Here is an 18,543-nt window from a genome sequence, read left to right as displayed (position 1 = left end):
CTAGCGCGTCAGGTCGGTGGAATCCACAAACTCCTGCATTTTATCCTGTTGCAACGCTTCACCGAACTTTTCGATCACGGCCATGTCTGGAACCACGATCGACTGCTTGCCATCCGGCGAACGTCCCGGGCCCTTATTAGGCAGGGTGAAGAACTCCATGTCACCCGGGCGCACGCCAGTCATCTGCGAGGCCATCGAGGCAATTGCTCCGGCGTTGAGCGACTCATCGACGGCGATGTACGGCGCAAATTCATTGACCACGTTGGAGATGGTCACCGGATTGCTCAGGGTTTCCTTGGATATGATCTGACCCAGCATCGCCCGTACGAACAGTTGCTGGTTCTTCACACGCTGGTAGTCGCTTCCTGGGAAGGACTTACGCTCGCGGACAAAGGCAAGCGCCTGTTCCCCATCGAGGGTCTGCTCACCCTTCGGGAAATACATCCCGTTGGTAATCGACTGGCGGAAGGCGATCGGGTTGTTGACCGTAACCCCGCCCAGCGCATTGGTCAGTCCCTTGAAACCTTCGAAATCAATGGACGCAACATGGTCGATGCGCACGCCAAAGAGGTTTTCGAGGGTTTCCACAGCCTTGGGCACCCCGCCGCTGGCAAAGGCGCGGTTGATCTTCGCGGTGCCTACTCCCGGAATGTCCAACCATGTATCACGCATGATCGAGGTGACATAGACATTGGAATGATCTTTAGGGATGTGCACGAGCATCATGGTGTCCGAACGTCCACCATTGGGAAGCTCACCAAACTCGCCTTCTTCTTCATCGCCGTCGCGAGTGGCACGGGTGTCACTACCGAGCAACAGGATGTTCTTGGCGCCCTTGGACTCTTCCTTGACTTCCGGACGCGTTTCTTCGGCGGGGAAAACCTCTGCGATTTTCTGCGTCTTGGTGTCAAAGGTGCGCCCGATGTAAAACACGTAGGCGGCGGCGGCCAATGCAGCAATTAATACGAAGGCAATGACGCCAATAATGACCGCCTTGCCCTTGCCCTTCTTCTTGGAATTGCGAGGGCGAGTTTCGGTCGAACCAAACTCATCGAGAGACATATGCTACCTTTCACACTTCGAGCTCAACTCATCTTATCGGCACCAACGAGCGGTACGCTGTAAAAGTGTCCGATTTCAACTTGAAGCGTTCAGCATCACGCAATTTCACCCATGGAATTCACAAATCTAGGAAAACCCTGGGCGCCGTGCTTGCGGGCTCTATCCTGCTCAGCGGGTGTGCTCCTATTGCCTCGGTAGAACCGGCGGCTGATGCCGCGAACCCACTGTGTGCCGAGATGATGGTGGTTATGCCGCAGTTCATCGATGAATATGAACGGCGTACCACGAATTCACAGGCTACTTCGGCTTGGGGAGACCCGGCCAAAGTAATCTTGCGCTGTGGTGTGCCGGTGCCGCCTCCGACCACCGATCCGTGTGTCACCGTAAACGGGGTGGATTGGATTGCACGCGAAGGCGACGACGGGGTGTGGACTCTGACGACCTATGGACGCACCCCTGCGACCGAGGTAGTACTTAATCCACAAGAGATTCCTTCGAGCACGGTGCTGGCGACCTTAACTGATGCCGCCGCTAAGATTCCGGCACAGAAAAAGTGCCTGTCGGTGGACAAAGACGTTGAGCTGAAGAACTAATCGACCTATGCAATAAGGGACCGGCGGCACAGTTCATTGCACTGTGCCGCCGGTCCCTTCTTGCGTGCCTTAGCGTAGCCCGGTCTTCCGTTCCAGGGACAGTTCGATCAGTTCCTGAATCAGTTCGGGGTAGGCAACCCCGGTTTTAGCCCACATTTGGGGGTACATGCTCGAGGGGGTGAACCCGGGCATGGTGTTGATTTCGTTGATGATCCACTGCCCTTGTGGCGTGTAGAAGAAGTCCACACGTGACAGACCTTCGCCGTCGATGGCGTCGAAAGCACGCACCGCAAGCTCTCGAACCTCGTCGATGGCCGTTTCACTCAATTCCGCCGGGCACGAAACGTGGGCCGCAGCCCCATCGACATACTTCGCTTCGAAATCATAGAAACTATGCTCCGAGTCCGTCATGGCAATTTCGCCCGGGAAAGAGGCACGCGAAGGTTGTGTGCCACGCCCACCGAGGACTCCGCACTCAATTTCTCGGCCGGATATCCCCTGCTCCACGATGACCTTCGGGTCTTCGGCGCGAGCGATTTCGATCGCCGCGCGCAGGCCTTCGGCGGAGTCGACCTTGCTAATCCCGACCGAGGAGCCCGCGCGAGCAGGCTTCACGAAGAGTGGGAACTGCAAGGCAGCACACCGCAGCAGGCATTCGTCGCTATTTTGAGCCCACTGCTTGGCCGTAATAACCTCGTACGGGCCGACGGCGAAGCCGGCGCTTTCGAAGATGATCTTCATGAAGTGCTTGTCCATGCCGATCGCACTGGCAGCGATCCCAGAACCTACGTAGGGCACCCCGTTGAGTTCAAAGAATCCTTGGATTGTTCCATCTTCACCAAAGGGACCGTGCAATAGCGGGAACACGGCATCAATGGTGTGCAAGTTCTCGACTTTAGAGTCTGCCAGGGTCCGCAGTACCACTGCATCATTTTCACGGACCAGCTGTACCGGAGTGGTGACGGAGGAAATTTCCGGCAGTTTTCCACCAGTCAATGTCCAGTCCTGAGCGTCGGCCTCGATCAAGGTCCAATCCCCACTACGGGTGATACCGACGGGGACAACGTCGAAACGCTGACGGTCGATGGCCTTTAGTACGCCGGCGGCAGTCACGCAGGAGACCGAATGTTCGGAAGACTGCCCTCCGAAGAGGATCAGGATACGCGGCTTAGTCTCAGTCATCTAGTTGGATTCCCCTTCTGATTTCAGCTCGCGTGACAGCAAACGAGCCGCCATGTTCTCGACGCTCAGGCTGCCTTCAAGGACCATCACCACGGCCTCGGTAATAGGCATCTCTACCGAATGTGTTCGCGACAGGTCTAGGACGGCTCGAGCAGATTTGATGCCTTCGGCGGTCTGCGACATACGATCATTGACCTCGTTCAGGAACAGGCCCTGACCGAGCAAGCGTCCCGCGGTATTGTTGCGCGACAGCGAGGAGGAGCACGTCGCCACCAGGTCACCGAGCCCCGACAGACCCGATAGCGTTTCAAGGCGCCCTCCGAGGGCCAACACCAGGCGGGTCGTCTCCGCAAGCCCGCGGGTAATCACGGTGGATTTGGTGTTATCCCCCATGCCCATGCCATCGCACATGCCCACGGCGAGGGCGACAATATTCTTCACGATGCCGCCAAGTTCAACACCGAGAACATCATCATTGGTGTAAGGACGGAAATACGGAGCGGAGCACAGCTGAGCGATCCAGCTGGCGGTGTCTTCGTCGCTGCAAGCAACCACGGAGGCGGTCGGCTGCTCGCGGGCAATCTCCATGGCGAGGTTCGGTCCCGAAAGCACGGCGATGCGGTCCGCCGGTAGCTCGGTGACTTCGGTAATGACCTCGCTCATGCGCAGGTCGGTGCCGCGTTCGAGGCCCTTCATCAGGGAGAGAAGGACGACGTTTGGCTCCAAGAATTCAACAAAGCGTCCCAGTTCCTCGCGAAGCGACTGGGCAGGGATCGCGAGCACGACGAGGTCTGCGCCTTGCAACACCTCAGGTGCCGAAGACGAAGCGCTGATGTTCTGCGGAAGTTTGGTCTCCCGGAGGTAGCGAGAGTTCGTATGCCGGGTATTGATCTCGTCCGCAGCGTCATCACGGCGGGCCCAAATATGCACCGGAATTTCGTGCTGCCGTACCGCATCGGCCAATACCTTGGCGAAGGTGGTACCCCAACTTCCGGCACCCATTACTGCAATCTTTCGTGGCAGAGGTAGGCTCACGGCTCGTCCTTTGTTCAGTAGTGACTATTGGTCGGCAGAAGGTCCGGACTCGAAGCTACGTCCAGTGCTCGCTTGCCCATGGGCTACCGGATCCCAGCGTTCGGCCGGGGGTTCTTCCCCGCGCTGTTCGGCTTGGATCGCGGTGATGGCGTCCATAATACGATCGGTGGCTTCTTGGAGCACCTTTCGAGTCCGTGGACCCCCGCGCAGGTCATCGAGCTGAACCTCGGGTCCGACGGTGACATTCACCCGTTTGCGCGGGAAGAGGAACATCTTCTTCGAATAGCGCGGCAGTAGTTCTTGGTCACCCCAGTGCGACACCGGAACTACGGGTGCGCCGGTTTGCAGGGCCAAGCGAGCCGCCCCGGTCTTACCCACCATCGGCCAGAGGTTCGGGTCACGGGTTAGCGTGCCCTCAGGGTAAATGATGATTACGCCGCCAGCGTCGAGGACCTCTTTGGCTGCCTGCAACGAGCGTGCAGCGCCCGAGGAACTGCGGGCCACTGGAACCTGGCCGGAGGTTTTCATCACCCAACCGAGTACCGGTGGCTTGAACAGTGACTCCTTGGCCATCCAGCGTGGAATGTGGCCGTTGGAGTAGACCGCATGGCCAACGACGAGAGGGTCAATCTCCGTCAGATGATTCGGGCAGAGGATAAATCCGCCGGAGGGGAACTTGTCAAAGCCCTTCCAGGTGTGACCGATGAGGCCGTTCATAATGGGACGGACAATTCCGGCCATGACCGAAAACAGCACGCGTGTCTTGCGAGGCTCGCGGGATTTCGCATTGGGTGACATTACCGCTCGTTTCCCTTAAGCGCTCAGTTCGATGTTGGCGCCGAGAGCGGCCAACTTCTCCGTGAAGTGCTCATAACCACGGTTAATGATTTCAATCCCGGTGACCTTGCTGGTGCCTTCGGCGGCCAGGGCCGCAATCAGGTGCGAGAAGCCGCCGCGCAGATCGGGAACATCGATGTCGGCACCCTTGAGCTTGGCGGGGCCTACCACCACGGCCGAGTGCTTGAAGTTGCGCTGTCCGAAGCGGCAGGGGTTGGACCCGAGGCAATCGGTGTGGACCTGAACGGTGGATCCCATGCGCACGAGGGCATCGGTGAATCCGAAACGGTTCTCATAAACGGTTTCGTGAACGATGGAAACGCCGTTGGCCTGGGTCAAAGCAACGACCAAGGGCTGCTGCCAGTCGGTCATGAACCCGGGGTGTACGTCGGTTTCGAGCACCAGCGGGTTTAGCTCTCCCCCGGGATGGTAGAACCGGATGCCATTGGTCTTCACTTCGAACTCGCCACCGATCTGTCGATAGACGTGCAGGAAGGCGGTCAGGTCACGCTGCTGTGCATCCTGGACGAAAATGTCGCCCTTGGTAACCAGCGCGGCCGAAGCCCACGAGGCGGCCTCGTTACGGTCCGGCAGTGCCTTGTGGTCGTAGCCGGTGAGCTTATCGACACCCTGGATGCGAATGATGCGGTCACGATGCACGGAGATGATTGCGCCCATCTTCTGTAGCAACGAAATCAGGTCGAGAATTTCCGGTTCGATGGCCGCGTTGCGCACCTCGGTAACGCCCTTGGCGCGAACGGCCGAGAGGAGGACCTGTTCGGTGGTTCCCACCGACGGGTACTGCAATTCCAGCTTGGCGCCCTGCAGGCCGTTCGGGGCGAGTAGGCGGATACCGGTATCGTCCTTGATCACGGTGGCGCCGAACTCGCGCAACACCTCAAGGTGGAAGTCAATTGGCCTGTCGCCAATGCGGCAGCCACCCAGATCGGGAATGAATGCTTCACCGATGGAATGGATCAGCGGGCCGCAGAGCAGGATCGGGATACGCGAGTCCCCCGCGTGAGCGTCAATAGCCTGATTTGAAGCCGTCTTAGCGTTCACCGGGTCCATGGTCAGATCCCCCGAGTCGGGGTCCTGAGTCACGGAGACACCGTGCAGTTCGAGCAAGCTACGAACAACGGCGACGTCCTTGATTTCCGGCACATTGCGCAACACCGAAGGACTGTTGCCCAGCAGGGCTGCCACCATAGCCTTCGGAACCAAATTCTTGGCTCCACCGACTCGTACAGTGCCTACCAGCGGCACGCCGCCATGGATCGTCAGGATCTTACCCATGAATGAAAACCTCATCACGTAGTTCGTTTGAGCTTGCCTAGCCCCGATGACGGGCAAATGACGCAAGACTAAGTAAGTCTACCGTCCGGGACCAACAGCCCCCGCACCAGAAGTGGCGTGGCGCCATTTTGTGAGCAGCCTTTCAGCAAACTGATGCCATGCGGATTGCGCCGAGCATCGTTGCTTAAAAAGCGCAACGCACCGTGACCCCGTGGTTATTCCACCCGTGAGGTCCCGGTGCGTTGGTAGTGACGCGCTATGCGGTTTTCGCTGGCAGCGTCTTCGGCTTGAAACTTGGACGCTGCGATTCGTAGGCATCAATGGCATCTTCGTGCTGCAGGGTCAATCCAATATCGTCCAGACCCTCCATCAGACGCCACCGCGTGTAGTCATCGATTTGGAACGGCGCAGAAATCGACCCGCACTGCACGGTGCGCGATTCGAGGTCCACGGTGATCTGAGTTCCCGGATTGTTCTCCAGCTCCTTCCAGATCAGTTCGATGTCGCTCTGCGCTACTTCGGCGGCCACCAGACCTTGCTTGCCCGAGTTCCCACGGAAGATATCGGCGAAGCGGGAGGAAAGCACGGCCTTGAATCCATAATCCTTCAACGCCCAAACCGCGTGCTCGCGCGAGGAACCGGTACCGAAATCTGGGCCGGCAACCAAGACACTGCCGTGCTTGTAGGCTTCCTGGTTCAAGATGAAGTTTTCATCGCGGCGCCAGCCGGCGAACAGGGCGTCCTCAAATCCGGTACGGGTGATGCGCTTGAGGTAGACGGCCGGGATGATCTGGTCGGTGTCTACGTTGCTCGAACGCAGCGGAACACCAATACCGGTGTGGGTAATGATCTTTTCCATGAGGGTGTTCCTTCCTTAGACGGAGACCGGCACGTTGGCCAGGTCAGAGGGCGAGGACAGTGTGCCGCGAACGGCGGTTGCGGCGGCCACCAGTGGAGAGACCAGGTGGGTACGGCCGCCCTTGCCCTGGCGTCCCTCGAAGTTGCGGTTCGAGGTCGAGGCGCAGCGCTCCCCCTCGGCGAGCTGGTCCGGGTTCATCCCCAAGCACATCGAGCAGCCGGCAAAACGCCATTCCGCACCGAAGTCCTTGAAGATCTGGTCCAAGCCTTCGGCTTCGGCCTCAAGTCGCACTCGAGCCGAACCGGGAACCACAATCATGCGAACCTGGGGGTCCTTTTCCCGCCCCTTGATGATCTCGGCCGCCGCTCGCAGGTCTTCCATGCGGGAGTTGGTGCAGGAACCGAGGAAGACCGTATCGACGCGAATGTCTTTCATCTTGGTGCCGCCGGTCAAGCCCATGTAGTCCAGTGCGCGCGCGCAGGCCTGACGGTCGTTCTCGTCTTCGAAGTCTTCGGGACTCGGTACGTTGGAGGAGAGCGAAACACCCTGGCCCGGGTTGGTGCCCCAGGTTACGAAGGGCTCCAGCTCATCGGCGTCCAGGAAGACCTCCGCGTCGAAGGAAGCACCCTCGTCACTACGCAACGTCTTCCAGTACTCAACGGCGGCATCCCAGTCCTCACCCTCAGGTGCGTGCGGACGGCCCTTGACGTAGTTGAACGTAGTCTCATCGGGCGCGATCATTCCCGCACGGGCGCCGGCCTCAATGGACATGTTGCAGATGGTCATGCGTGCGTCCATGGACAACGAGCGAATCGCCGACCCACGGTATTCCAGCACGTAACCTTGTCCGCCACCGGTGCCGATCTTGGCAATGACGGCCAAAATAATGTCTTTGGAGGTCACACCGGGCTTCAACGTACCTTCGACGTTGATTGCCATGGTCTTGAAAGGCTTCAAGCTCAAGGACTGCGTAGCCATCACGTGCTCGACTTCCGAGGTGCCGATACCGAAGGCCAATGCACCGAAAGCGCCATGGGTGGAGGTGTGCGAGTCACCGCACACCACGGTCATCCCCGGCTGGGTCAGGCCCAGCTGAGGGCCAACCACGTGCACAATGCCTTGCTCTTTATCGCCCAGCGAATGCAACCGGACACCGAACTCCTTGCAGTTTTCACGCAAGGTGTTGATCTGGGTGCGACTGGTCAGATCCGCAATGGGCTTGTCGATATCTAAGGTCGGAGTGTTGTGATCCTCGGTCGCGATGGTCAGGTCCGGGCGACGCAATTTGCGGCCGGCCAAACGCAGTCCCTCGAAAGCCTGGGGCGAGGTGACTTCATGTAGCAGATGCAGGTCAATGTAGATCAGATCGGGCTGGCGCGCGGCGCCTTCCCCTTCACCACGGCGCACCACGTGGGCGTTCCAAACCTTCTCGGCCAGTGTCTGTGGCGACTGCTCGGCAGACATGCGACACACTCCTCAATTACAAGTATTTACAACACCTCAACCTTGACACTTAACGTAGTGACTTTTCCAGTATCTGGACTTGCATCTCAAATATTGAGACATGATACTGAAGCTATGACTACTAACAGCGGCGTCGGTGTCCTAGATAAGGCTGTAGCCATTATCAATGCACTGGAGAACGGTCCCACCACCTTGGCTCAGCTGGTCGAGATTACCGGAATCTCCCGCCCAACCGTGCATCGCATCGCGCAGTCCCTCGTCCACCACGGGCTCGTGGGTCGCGATATTCATAGTCGCTTTGAACTGGGCAGTCGTCTAGTGGAATTGGCCAGTGCCGCCGGTGAAGATCGTTTGGTCTCGGCAGCGGGCCCACTTTTGATCAAACTGCGAGATCTCACCGGTGAAAGCACGCAGGTTTTCCGCAAGCAGGGTGAGTTCCGCGTCTGCATCGCCAGCGCCGAACGCCCTGTCGGTCTGCGCGACACCATCCCGGTGGGGACACAACTATCCATGAAGGCTGGATCAGCAGCCCAGGTCCTCCTGGCGTGGGAAGACAATGACCGGCTCATCGAGGGGCTTCGGCACGCCCGCTTCACCCCGACGATCCTAGCTGGCGTTCGCCGCCGCGGCTGGGCCCAATCCCTTGGGGAACGCGAGCCCGGGGTGGCCTCGGTATCGGCTCCGGTTCGCGGTCAGTCCGGTCGCGTTATCGCCGCCCTGTCCATGTCAGGCCCGATCGAACGGCTAACCCGCCAGCCCGGCAAGATTCACCACGAAGCAGTGGTGCAGACCGCCAACGAACTCTCAGAACTGCTGCGCGCACAATCCGAAAAGTAGCGCCCCTCCGCCGAGAATCCTAGGCCTTGGGCGATCCACTCTCGAAGTGGTCGAAGCCTTTGCCATTGCTCAGGTTCACACCGTTGAGGCTCACGCAGGCTCGGCGACCTGCCGGGCGCATACCGCGCCCAATGACAACGAACTCTTCGGGTACCGCTTCGGCGCTGGCAAATGTTGCCAACAGCCCGAAATCCTCACCGCCGTAGAGCACCCAGTCCAGTGGGTCGTGCCCTAGTTGCTGTGCCTGATGAGCTAGGTTCGCGCACAAATCTTGAAGTGCCACGGAATCCAATTCGAAGCTGACTCCGCTGGCCTTGGCGAGACGACCCAGATCCCTGACCAGCCCATCAGAGACGTCCAACATGGCGGTGGCTCCCGCCAGAGCTGCCGCCGGCCCGGCGGTCAGTGGTGGCTGCGGTCGGCATTGCCCATCGACCAGACGGCGCATTCCTCGGGTCCACTGGCTGGGCGGTACGTCACCTTCAAGAATGCTCAGCCCACCCTGGGCGACACCCGCCCGCCCAGCTAAGGCGACAACATCGCCGGTGCGAGCCCCACTGCGAAGTACCTTGCCTTCGAGAGCTTCACCCAGAACGGTGGTGGTGACCGAAATCTGAGCCGAACGCCCAAGATCTCCACCTAGCATACTGACCTCGCTGGCACCGAACGCGTCGAGCGCTGCACGCATGCCACGGGCAATGTCTTCAACCCAAGACAACTTGGTATCGACCGGCATGGATAGCGAAGTTACCAAGCCGGTGGCCTTACCGCCCATGGCGTTGATATCCGAGAGATTCTGGGCCACCGATTTCCAGCCGATATCGAAAGCGCTGTGCCGGTAGCCGCTGGGCCACTTGAGCCGAAAGTCGTGGTCCTCGGTGATGGTGTCGGTGGAGACCAGGATCTCTCCCCCAGACACCTTCAAAGCTCCGGCATCGTCACCCGGGCCCAGCACCGGTTCCCCGGCAGCGAGCAAGGGTTGGATCCTACTGAGGATCCCTGCCTCGCCGAGATCGGCGACGGAAGGAGATTCGTCCGAAACGTTGCTTGACACAGAAATCTATTCGACCTTTCGCGCTGCTTCTCGCACAAGAGCCGCGTATTCGTTGTAAGTGGTGAGGTGTGCAGTGATGGGGGCTATCACCACTCGTTGAAGAACCAAGGCCACAGCCTTGTTGAGTCGGTTCAAAGCGGTTCGCTTCTTAATCTTAGCGACCAATCGGTGTAGAAGCCCCGTCAAAACGCCAAGAACGATTCCTAAGAGGACTCCGATTAACACCATGAGGGTCGGAATGGCGATGCCCTCGACCCGGGGCGTGGGTGGAAGCTCAAATTGGAAGTACCCAGCCAATGCCACGGCCCCGAGCCACAACGCACCGCCGAGCGCCACAACCAAAGACAACCACTGAATCACTTTAAAGACTGGCCACCACCATGACCCCTTATCGGCCCCCAAGGGAGTGCCCACGATACTTCGATCGATTTCGTCGTTCAAACGCTCCCGCGGTTCACGCAGGCTGGTCTGCGCGGCTTGTTGCCACTGCGGTGGAAGCTGACCTACCGAGGAGACCGTGTAGGCGTCGAGCGCATTATCGACAGTTGCCTGCTCCACCGGTGAAAGTTCAGGGCGGGACGACAATCGCAACTCGGACTCCGGCCCGGACTTCTGGACCTGTAAGGATTTCAACGGGTTGCGTTTGAATTTGACCATCCAGGAGAGCAGTGGCCACCCGGTATTGCGTGCGGCGTCCAACCGGTAGGAAGCAGCCAACGCATCCGCAATTTTCTCAGTACCGTGTGCTTGGGCTACCGTACGTTCGAGCACGTGCTGCTCTGCCGCCGGAACCGATGCCTGATGCGAAACGGTCAGGTGCTCATCAAGATCATGGACGAGTTGATCGACATCGACCCGTAGCCGGCGAATCGCCTGATCGTGTTGTGAAACCACCGAATTTATGCGGGTAGACAGTTCCTCGAGTCCTTCTCCCGTCGTGGCCGAGACCGCGAGAACTTCAACCCCGGAGAATCCCGTTGCCTCGAGAGTTTTGCGTAGCGAATCAAGCACCGCAGCCCGGTCGGCGGACGCCACCCGGTCGATCTGATTCAGAACGACAATCACGTTATTGCGTTGCGGCATCAGGCTATGCAGAAAATGCTCGTGGATCGAGGCATCGGCGTATTTCTGTGGGTCGAGCACCCAAATCATGAAATCCGCTTGTCCCGAGAGTCGGCGGACCATCTCATGATGGGATTCTTCGATTGAATCCATGTCTGGAAGATCCAAGAGGATCAGACCCGCATCTTGGCGAGCTTTGGTCTTGGCTAATGGTCCCTTGACCTTTGTAAGTTCCTGCCGCTCATTGACCTGTAGCCAGTCAAGTAGTTCCTGAGTTCCTTCGGCTTTATACACCGCGGCCAATGTGCGGGTAGTCGTGGGACGACGAGCCCCTGGCCGAGCTAGGTCGGTTCCGGTCAGGGCATTAAAGAGACTGGATTTGCCGCTACCGGTAGCCCCGAACAGGCCGATAACGGTGTGTTCTGCCGAGAGCTGCCGGCGTTGCTGTACACGTTCAAGCACCTCACCGGTGCGTTGTTGAATCTCGGACGGGAGGTAGTCGTAGCCCAGCTCGAGCGCGGCCGAAAGCCGGGACACTTGGTCGTGGAAGGCCTGGCGACGTTTCTGAGTTTTCATCTTAGTTATCACGGCTGAGACTTTCGATCAGGCTCTGATTGGCGGTGTTCACGGCACGCAGGAGCTCTCCCTGCTCGAGTGCTTCACAGCTCTCGAGATAAGGCGTGGCGAATTGATCAACCACCTCTGCGATTCGCGATTCGAGACTGGCGCGCGCCGTGGCAGCCATGCGGCGCACCGCTTCTTCCCCAAAAATGGCTTCTAACAGCTTCTGACCGACCACTGCTGACCCGCCGGCAATTCCAACTTCTAGTCCGGTGAGCCCGGCGGTGGAGGCGAAGACCACCACCATAAGCACCACGGCGACGCCGTTGACGCCGAAGGCGGCCAAGCGTGCAGTCTTTCGTTTTCCCGCACCTTCGGCGCGGATCATATCGAGGATGTCGCGCTGCCAGTTCCGCACCAGTTGAGTCGTTGCCTCGTCCAGGTCCTCAATGCGCCATCGATTCTGTGCTTCAGCGTTCAGTACACGGCCAAGCGCGGTCTGGCCCCACTGGCGTTCGGTGTCTCTGGCAGCCTCGCCAATCTCACGACTAATAATCGTGTGGATACCACTTTCGATCGCCTGCTCGACTTTCTGCGGGCTTTGCTCGCGACCGCTGAAGTAGGAGCCTACCTTGTCACGCAATCGGCCAATAAAGCCTTCTACGCCCCGGAAAAACTCACCGGTACCAACGAAATCTTGCCACCGGGTCAGAATTTCGCCGCGCAAGAGACTTCCATCTCCAGCGACCTGTAGTGAGCGCTCTCGGGCTCGGTCGAAATACTGTTGGGCCGTGTCGTGATGGGTTCGCAGTTCCTGTTCCTGGGCGGCCAGATCGTTCTGTATTTCATGCACTGTGGCGGTGAGCTTGGTAAGAACGCCGGCAAGGGTCTGCTGAGCAATGCGCTTACGCTCCTGAGCATCGCTGGCCAGATCCTCCAACTGCGTCCGCAGTTCCGTGACTTCGCCGCCGGGGAGGAATCCCTCGTCATCGAGGGGTTGCTCAAGGACAAGATGCAAGCGGGTTGGTCGCAGGTTGCGTTCAGTCAGTAACCGCTGCAGGTCCTCGCGCACTTCGGCTTCGGTACCAGGCGGCACACGATTGAGTACCACCGAAATCGTAATGTTGCGTTGCGCCGCCTCGTCTAAGGCACTCCAAGGCACTGCATCTGCATAGCGGCTGGCGGTGGTGACAAATAGCCACATGTCGGCGGCGGCCATGAGCTGCCCGGCTAGCTGCCGGTTCGCCGCCGAGACAGAATCTATATCGGGGGCATCGACCAGGGCCAACCCGGGGGTCATTGAGCGGTCGGTGACGATCTGAATGGATTGATTTCCGCCCGGGGCGACGGAATCTTGACTGACCGATCCGTAAAGTCTGGTGAGCCCGGGAAATACGCGTTGGTTTTCGAACCACACTTTGTCCTGTGGATGGCAGATAAGGACCGGGACGCGCGTGGTTGGCCGCACGGCACTGGAGATACTCACTCGTTGCCGGAGTAGAGAGTTGGCGATGGTGGATTTGCCTGCGCCAGTTGATCCGCCGAGTACCACCACTAACGGCGCATCAAGGCTGTCGATGCGTGGGCGCACATAATCCCCGACTTGGTCAGTGACCTGCTTGATAGTGCGCTTGAGCTCAACTGCGCTTGGGTCTTCACCTACGATGCGCACTCGGCCCAGCGCCGTCTCGAGCTCATCGACTGCTTGAAGCAGCCAGGTGGGCTCCGCCGGATGCTGTGATGTGTCCTTCGACTTCCCGCCAGTGACTTCCATAATCACCATCTTGCCTTATCGGATGGTAGGAAAGGGGCAACGTGGCAGAATCAAAAAATGGCCCAAGCCGAAGCTTGGACCATTCCAGTTGGTGACCCCAGCGGGATTCGAACCCGCGTTGCCGCCGTGAGAGGGCGGAGTACTAGGCCGCTATACGATGGGGCCGTATATATCCTGACGGATGCCTAAAGTGAGAAAATTTGGTGACCCCAGCGGGATTCGAACCCGCGTTGCCGCCGTGAGAGGGCGGAGTACTAGGCCGCTATACGATGGGGCCGTATGCCAAGATTTCTCTCGACTCACCAACCCGAAAGCTGGTGAAGCGCTGGGATACCAGGACTCGAACCTAGAATGACGGAACCAGAAACCGTTGTGTTGCCAATTACACCATATCCCACTGTGACTTGAAGCTATTCATAGTTTCCGAGTTATCACCGGATGCTATGCGCGCTTCAGCACGAGATAAAACTATACAGGCCAAGTTCGGCTCTTGCCAAATCGTGTCAAATGCTCATCTCGCGCACAAGGCTTTCGAGAGCTCTTCGAGGCCGCGAATGACCACACCGCAATGTCCGATATGGGTTCCGGCGCGATCGAGCAAGACCGCCCGCAGCCCGGCCGTTTGGGCTCCGACCACATCATTTATGGGATTGTCTCCAACATATAAGGTGGTCTGCGGAGTGCTCCCAAGTTGTCGGCACCCCTCGAGGAACGGTGCCGGATCTGGTTTCGGAGCCCCCGCGGTATCCGAACCCACGACCACGGCAAAGTCGGTGAGCCCGGAACGGAGCAACTTGTTGCGCTGATAACTTTCAACATTGTTACTGACGGCCCCGATTCTGAGGCCCAATGATGACAACACGTTCAGGTGCGCATGAACATCGGTGAATGGACGCCATTGAGACTGAACACGGGTTTCGTAATCGGTAGCCCAGCGCTCAAAGTCGGTACCGCTCGGCGCAGGTAAACCAGCCTGTCGATACGCTCGGTCGACCCGCACTTGACGCTGGCCGAGAAAGGTCAACTCTCCAGCCATATAGCGTTCGTAGGCTCCGGCGGCGTCATCGGCGAACTCCTCCGCGATCACCCTGAGCTGCTGCGGCGCGAGATGCGCACCAGCGTGCCCTAATGTGGCTATAAAGCCGTCGATGGCCGCCTGCCGCAGATCCACCAAAGTATCGTCAATATCAAAGAGGACACCCTCGATCTTCGGCGCCACGAGCGCATGTAGATCGAGGGTGTCTTTGAGAGTTTTCATCGAACGCGCGAAACCTCTAGCAGCCTTCGCCGAACCGACGCAGACGAGCCAGGCTCGAATCCTTGCCCAAGATCTCCATGGACTCGAACAACGGAGGGGAAACCCGCTTGCCGGAAACGGCTACTCGGGCCGGGCCGAAGGCCTGACGTGGCTTCAGCTCCAGCTCGTCAACGAGCTTGCCGCGCAATGCGTTCTGGATCGACTCTGCGGTCCACTCCTGCAGGGGTTCCAGTGCGTCAATCGAAGCCTGTACAACTTCTCCGAGATTCGCTGGCATACCCTTGAGTGCTTTGTCTTCGACCTCGATTTCCTCGTCGCCGCGGAAGAGGAATTCAAGCATGTCGGTAGCTTCACCCAACAGGGCAATACGCTCCTGCACCAACGGGGCGGCCGCGTCCAGGATTTCATTTTCCCGGTTGCTGAGCTGCTCCCCCACCAGGCCCGCGGCCTGCAGGTACGGAACCAGACGTTCACGGAAGTCTGCCGGTTCGAGCAATCGAACGTGCGTTCCGTTGATAGCCTCGGCCTTTTTCAGGTCGAAACGTGCTGGATTCGACAGCACATCCTTGACGTCAAAAGCTTCGACAAGCTGTTCCCGGCTGAAAATGTCCTCATCGGCGCTCAACGACCAACCCAACAGGGCCAAGTAGTTCAGCAGACCTTCCGGGATGAATCCACGGTCACGGTGCAGGAACAGGCTAGATTCCGGATCACGCTTGGAAAGCTTCTTGTTGCCCTGGCCCATGACGTACGGCAGATGCCCGAAGAGCGGCATGTACTTGGCCACACCAATGTCGTGAAGGAGGGCGTAGAGCACCACCTGACGCGGAGTAGAAGAAAGCAAGTCCTCGCCACGCAAGACGTGGGTCACACCCATCAACGCGTCATCCACCGGGTTGACCAGGGTGTAGAGCGGCTGACCGTTGGCACGCACCACGACGTAGTCCGGAATGCTGCCGGCCTTGAAGGTGATTTCGCCACGCACGAGGTCCGTGAAGGTGATGTCCTCGTCGGGCATCCGTACGCGCCATACCGGCTCACGGCCCTCGGCTTTGTAGGCGGCAATCTGCTCGTCGGTCAGGTCGCGATCAAAGTTGTCGTAACCCAGCTTCGGATCACGCCCGGCTGCACGGTGGCGAGCTTCCACTTCTTCCGGAGTGGAGTAGGACTCATAAATGTGCCCCTTGGCCTGGAGCTTGGCAATTACGTCTTGATAGATATCACTGCGCTGGGACTGACGGTACGGTTCATGCGGACCGCCTACGTTCACTCCCTCGTCCCAGGTGATTCCCAACCAATCCAGAGCGTCCAGCAACTGGTTGTAGCTTTCCTCGGAGTCGCGCTTCGCGTCGGTATCCTCGATACGGAAAATCATCTTGCCGCCGGTGTGGCGGGCGTATGCCCAGTTGAACAGGGCGGTGCGGATCAAGCCGACGTGCGGGGTGCCGGTCGGCGACGGGCAGAAGCGCACGCGCACCGGAGTCTGGTCGGTTACAACGGGAATCATCGATAGATCAGTCATGATGCTTTCATTCTATGCCTTAATTGCTAAGCGATCCTACGCGCCACCGAGGCCCCCACCTCCGTGGAGGTTGGGAGCCTCGGCAATACTGTCCTCGCAGGTCTGGGCGCGATATCCGTGTCTAGCGACGGAAAACGCTACGCAGGGTTCCGATCTGTTCGATCTCAATTTCCACAACGTCGCCCTCGGAGACGAGCCCAACGCCGGCCGGGGTTCCGGTCATGATCACGTCACCGGGCAACAACGTAAAGGCCTCGGAAGCCTTCGCCACCAAATCATTGACGGACCAGATCAGATCGCTGGTTGAGCCGTCCTGACGAACTTCCCCGTTGACCCGGCTGATGATTCCAAGATCATCTGGGTTATCCGGCGATGTTTCGATCCAAGGTCCCAGTGGGCAGGAACCGTCAAAGCCCTTGGCACGGCCCCACTGTGGGTCGGTGCGCTGAGCATCACGCGCAGTGAGGTCGTTGGCCACGGTGTATCCGAAGATAACCTCGGGAACTTTCTCGGCCGGAACATCCTTGCAAATTCGGCCGATCACCACGGCCAGCTCGCCTTCAAAAGATACCTCGTCCGAGAACGCTGGCAACGTGATCGGGTCCCCGTGCCCGACCACGGAGGTGTTGGGCTTGAGGAACATCAATGGCTCGGTCGGCACTTCGTTGCCGAGTTCCGCGGCATGTTCGCGGTAGGTTCGACCGAAACCGACTACCTTCGAGCGCGGGATAATTGGGGCCACCAACCGAACATCATCCAGTTCGTGGCTGGCACCGGTGGTCTTGATTCCTTGAAAAAAGGGATCCCCCGCCAGAACGTGAACTTTATCGTCTTCGACCACGCCATATAGCGGGTCTGAGTCAACTACGAATCGAGCAATGCGCATGCCTTCTAGCCTAGGCCATTTATTGCTAGTTTCGTTGCCGACGGGCCTCTACCGAGCACACCGTCGTTGCGTGAATGGCAATGGCGCCAAGGATCAGGCTTGGATCCTTAGCGCCATTGCGTCTTTCGTGGCTTTTTAGGCCAGCTTTTCCAGCCACCCGTGACGGTCTTCGACGGTACCCAGCTGGATACCGAGCAATTCTTCACGGATAGACATGGTGACTTCACCAGCGGTGGCCTGCTCGTCTCCGATTAGCTCGTCACCGTTCTTCAGCAGACCGATCGGAGTGATCACGGCAGCAGTGCCGCAGGCAAAGACTTCGGCGATGTCACCGGAGGCAATGCCATCGCGCCACTCATCGAGCGTGATCTTCCGCTCTGTAACCGGCATGCCACGGTCCTTGGCCAGCTGGATGATCGACGAGCGAGTGACACCTTCGAGAATGGTTCCGGTAAGTGCCGGGGTCACCAAGCTTCCATCCTTCATGACGAAGAACACGTTCATTCCACCGAGCTCTTCAACGGCGTTGTCATTGAACTCATCGAGGAACAGAACCTGCTTGCAACCGTTGGCTTCCGCTTCCATCTGGGCTACCAGCGACGCGGCGTAGTTTCCACCGCACTTAGCGGAGCCGGTACCGCCACGCCCAGCACGCGCATAGTTTTTGGAAACCCAGATCGATACCGGCTTGAGCTCACCACCGAAGTAATTTCCGGCCGGCGAAGCAATCACGCGGTAGGAAACTTCGCGCGCCGAACGCACACCGAGGAAGGCTTCGGTCGCGATCATAAACGGACGCAGGTATAGGGCCTCTCCTTCGCCGGTGGGTACCCAGGCACGGTCGGCTTGCACGAGTCGACGTAGCGACTCTACGAAGGCCTCCTCATCCAGCTGCGGAAGCGCCAGACGCTTAGCCGAACGATTGAGACGGGCGGCGTTGGCGTGTGGGCGGAACGTCCACACGCTACCATCGGCGTGCTGGTAGGCCTTGAGTCCTTCGAAGATCTCCTGCCCGTAGTGCAGGACCGAAGCCGCAGGGTCCAACGCGATGGGGCCGTATGGCTCGATTCGAGCATCATGCCACGAACCACCGTTACCGTCGGCATTGGCGGTCCAGTCAATCACCGCCGTGTGATCGGTGAAGAAGTCCCCGAAGCCCGGGTTGGCCAAAACACGAGCGCGTTCCTGATCGCTCGCACGATTCGTTGAGAGATTTTCGGTGAATTCCATCTGCCTGTCGGACTTCCTTGCTCGATATACG

General features: G+C 58.9%; 16 protein-coding genes and 3 tRNA genes. 2 read left to right on the top strand and 17 right to left on the bottom strand.

The window, feature by feature from the left end:
* Nucleotides 1-1,062, bottom strand: a complete 1,062-nt coding sequence (locus tag ACYU0X_RS07760; RefSeq protein ID WP_461902656.1) for an LCP family protein — start codon at nucleotides 1,060-1,062, stop codon at nucleotides 1-3.
* Nucleotides 1,063-1,178: 116 nt separating this feature from the next.
* Here ACYU0X_RS07760 and ACYU0X_RS07755 point away from each other — a divergent pair, with 116 nt between their 5' ends.
* Complete coding sequence (locus tag ACYU0X_RS07755; RefSeq protein WP_461902788.1) at nucleotides 1,179-1,655, top strand: DUF3515 domain-containing protein; 477 nt, start codon at nucleotides 1,179-1,181, stop codon at nucleotides 1,653-1,655.
* A 69-nt stretch (nucleotides 1,656-1,724) separates the two neighbouring features.
* On the opposite strand, the gene ACYU0X_RS07750 is transcribed toward ACYU0X_RS07755, so the two are convergent.
* The 6 genes from ACYU0X_RS07750 to leuC all read right to left on the bottom strand — a co-directional run bounded on the left by ACYU0X_RS07750 (nucleotide 1,725) and on the right by leuC (nucleotide 8,328).
* Entirely contained in the window at nucleotides 1,725-2,837 is a 1,113-nt protein-coding gene (locus tag ACYU0X_RS07750) for a D-alanine--D-alanine ligase family protein (RefSeq protein ID WP_461902655.1), read from the bottom strand.
* Nucleotides 2,838-3,872 carry an NAD(P)H-dependent glycerol-3-phosphate dehydrogenase gene (locus tag ACYU0X_RS07745; protein WP_461902654.1) on the bottom strand — a complete coding sequence of 345 codons (1,035 nt, stop codon included), beginning with the start codon at nucleotides 3,870-3,872 and terminating at the stop codon, nucleotides 2,838-2,840.
* 24 nt (nucleotides 3,873-3,896) lie between these two features.
* Nucleotides 3,897-4,670, bottom strand: coding sequence for a lysophospholipid acyltransferase family protein (locus ACYU0X_RS07740; protein WP_461902653.1), 774 nt, complete (start codon nucleotides 4,668-4,670; stop codon nucleotides 3,897-3,899).
* 15 nt (nucleotides 4,671-4,685) lie between these two features.
* Nucleotides 4,686-6,005: a UDP-N-acetylglucosamine 1-carboxyvinyltransferase gene (gene murA, locus ACYU0X_RS07735; protein ID WP_461902652.1), complete on the bottom strand. Its 1,320-nt coding sequence runs from the start codon at nucleotides 6,003-6,005 to the stop codon at nucleotides 4,686-4,688.
* Between the two features lie 256 nt (nucleotides 6,006-6,261).
* On the bottom strand, nucleotides 6,262-6,864 hold the full coding sequence (leuD, locus tag ACYU0X_RS07730) for a 3-isopropylmalate dehydratase small subunit (RefSeq protein ID WP_459275555.1): 603 nt from the start codon (nucleotides 6,862-6,864) through the stop codon (nucleotides 6,262-6,264).
* A 15-nt stretch (nucleotides 6,865-6,879) separates the two neighbouring features.
* A complete protein-coding gene (gene leuC / locus ACYU0X_RS07725; RefSeq protein WP_461902651.1) occupies nucleotides 6,880-8,328 on the bottom strand; it encodes a 3-isopropylmalate dehydratase large subunit in 1,449 nt (482 codons plus the stop codon).
* 114 nt (nucleotides 8,329-8,442) lie between these two features.
* Here leuC and ACYU0X_RS07720 point away from each other — a divergent pair, with 114 nt between their 5' ends.
* Complete coding sequence (locus tag ACYU0X_RS07720; RefSeq protein ID WP_309407481.1) at nucleotides 8,443-9,165, top strand: IclR family transcriptional regulator; 723 nt, start codon at nucleotides 8,443-8,445, stop codon at nucleotides 9,163-9,165.
* A gap of 19 nt (nucleotides 9,166-9,184) precedes the next feature.
* Here the strand turns inward: ACYU0X_RS07720 and thiL are convergent, their stop codons facing one another.
* From thiL to ACYU0X_RS07670, 10 genes are all read right to left on the bottom strand, one after another.
* Nucleotides 9,185-10,219 (bottom strand): thiamine-phosphate kinase, encoded by a 1,035-nt coding sequence (thiL, locus tag ACYU0X_RS07715; RefSeq protein WP_461902650.1) that lies wholly within the window; start codon nucleotides 10,217-10,219, stop codon nucleotides 9,185-9,187.
* Nucleotides 10,220-10,225: 6 nt separating this feature from the next.
* The gene (locus tag ACYU0X_RS07710) at nucleotides 10,226-11,857 is read right to left on the bottom strand and encodes a GTPase family protein (RefSeq protein WP_461902649.1); all 1,632 of its coding nucleotides are present in this window, start codon (nucleotides 11,855-11,857) and stop codon (nucleotides 10,226-10,228) included.
* A gap of 1 nt (nucleotide 11,858) precedes the next feature.
* Complete coding sequence (locus ACYU0X_RS07705) at nucleotides 11,859-13,616, bottom strand: dynamin family protein (protein WP_461902648.1); 1,758 nt, start codon at nucleotides 13,614-13,616, stop codon at nucleotides 11,859-11,861.
* 89 nt (nucleotides 13,617-13,705) lie between these two features.
* Nucleotides 13,706-13,781, bottom strand: a tRNA-Glu gene (locus ACYU0X_RS07700).
* A 36-nt stretch (nucleotides 13,782-13,817) separates the two neighbouring features.
* Nucleotides 13,818-13,893, bottom strand: a tRNA-Glu gene (locus ACYU0X_RS07695).
* Nucleotides 13,894-13,941: 48 nt separating this feature from the next.
* Nucleotides 13,942-14,013: transfer RNA gene (locus ACYU0X_RS07690), tRNA-Gln, on the bottom strand.
* Between the two features lie 114 nt (nucleotides 14,014-14,127).
* Nucleotides 14,128-14,874, bottom strand: a complete 747-nt coding sequence (locus ACYU0X_RS07685; protein WP_461902647.1) for an HAD family hydrolase — start codon at nucleotides 14,872-14,874, stop codon at nucleotides 14,128-14,130.
* Between the two features lie 16 nt (nucleotides 14,875-14,890).
* Complete coding sequence (gene gltX, locus ACYU0X_RS07680; RefSeq protein ID WP_461902646.1) at nucleotides 14,891-16,396, bottom strand: glutamate--tRNA ligase; 1,506 nt, start codon at nucleotides 16,394-16,396, stop codon at nucleotides 14,891-14,893.
* A 121-nt stretch (nucleotides 16,397-16,517) separates the two neighbouring features.
* On the bottom strand, nucleotides 16,518-17,282 hold the full coding sequence (locus ACYU0X_RS07675) for a fumarylacetoacetate hydrolase family protein (RefSeq protein ID WP_461902645.1): 765 nt from the start codon (nucleotides 17,280-17,282) through the stop codon (nucleotides 16,518-16,520).
* Between the two features lie 135 nt (nucleotides 17,283-17,417).
* Nucleotides 17,418-18,512: a branched-chain amino acid aminotransferase gene (locus ACYU0X_RS07670; protein ID WP_309407494.1), complete on the bottom strand. Its 1,095-nt coding sequence runs from the start codon at nucleotides 18,510-18,512 to the stop codon at nucleotides 17,418-17,420.
* Between the last annotated feature and the right edge of the window lie 31 nt (nucleotides 18,513-18,543).

This window comes from Glutamicibacter sp. X7 (genome assembly GCF_054889245.1).
The sequence above is the reverse complement of the archived record's forward strand: the minus strand, read 5'-3'. Positions and strand labels throughout refer to the sequence as shown.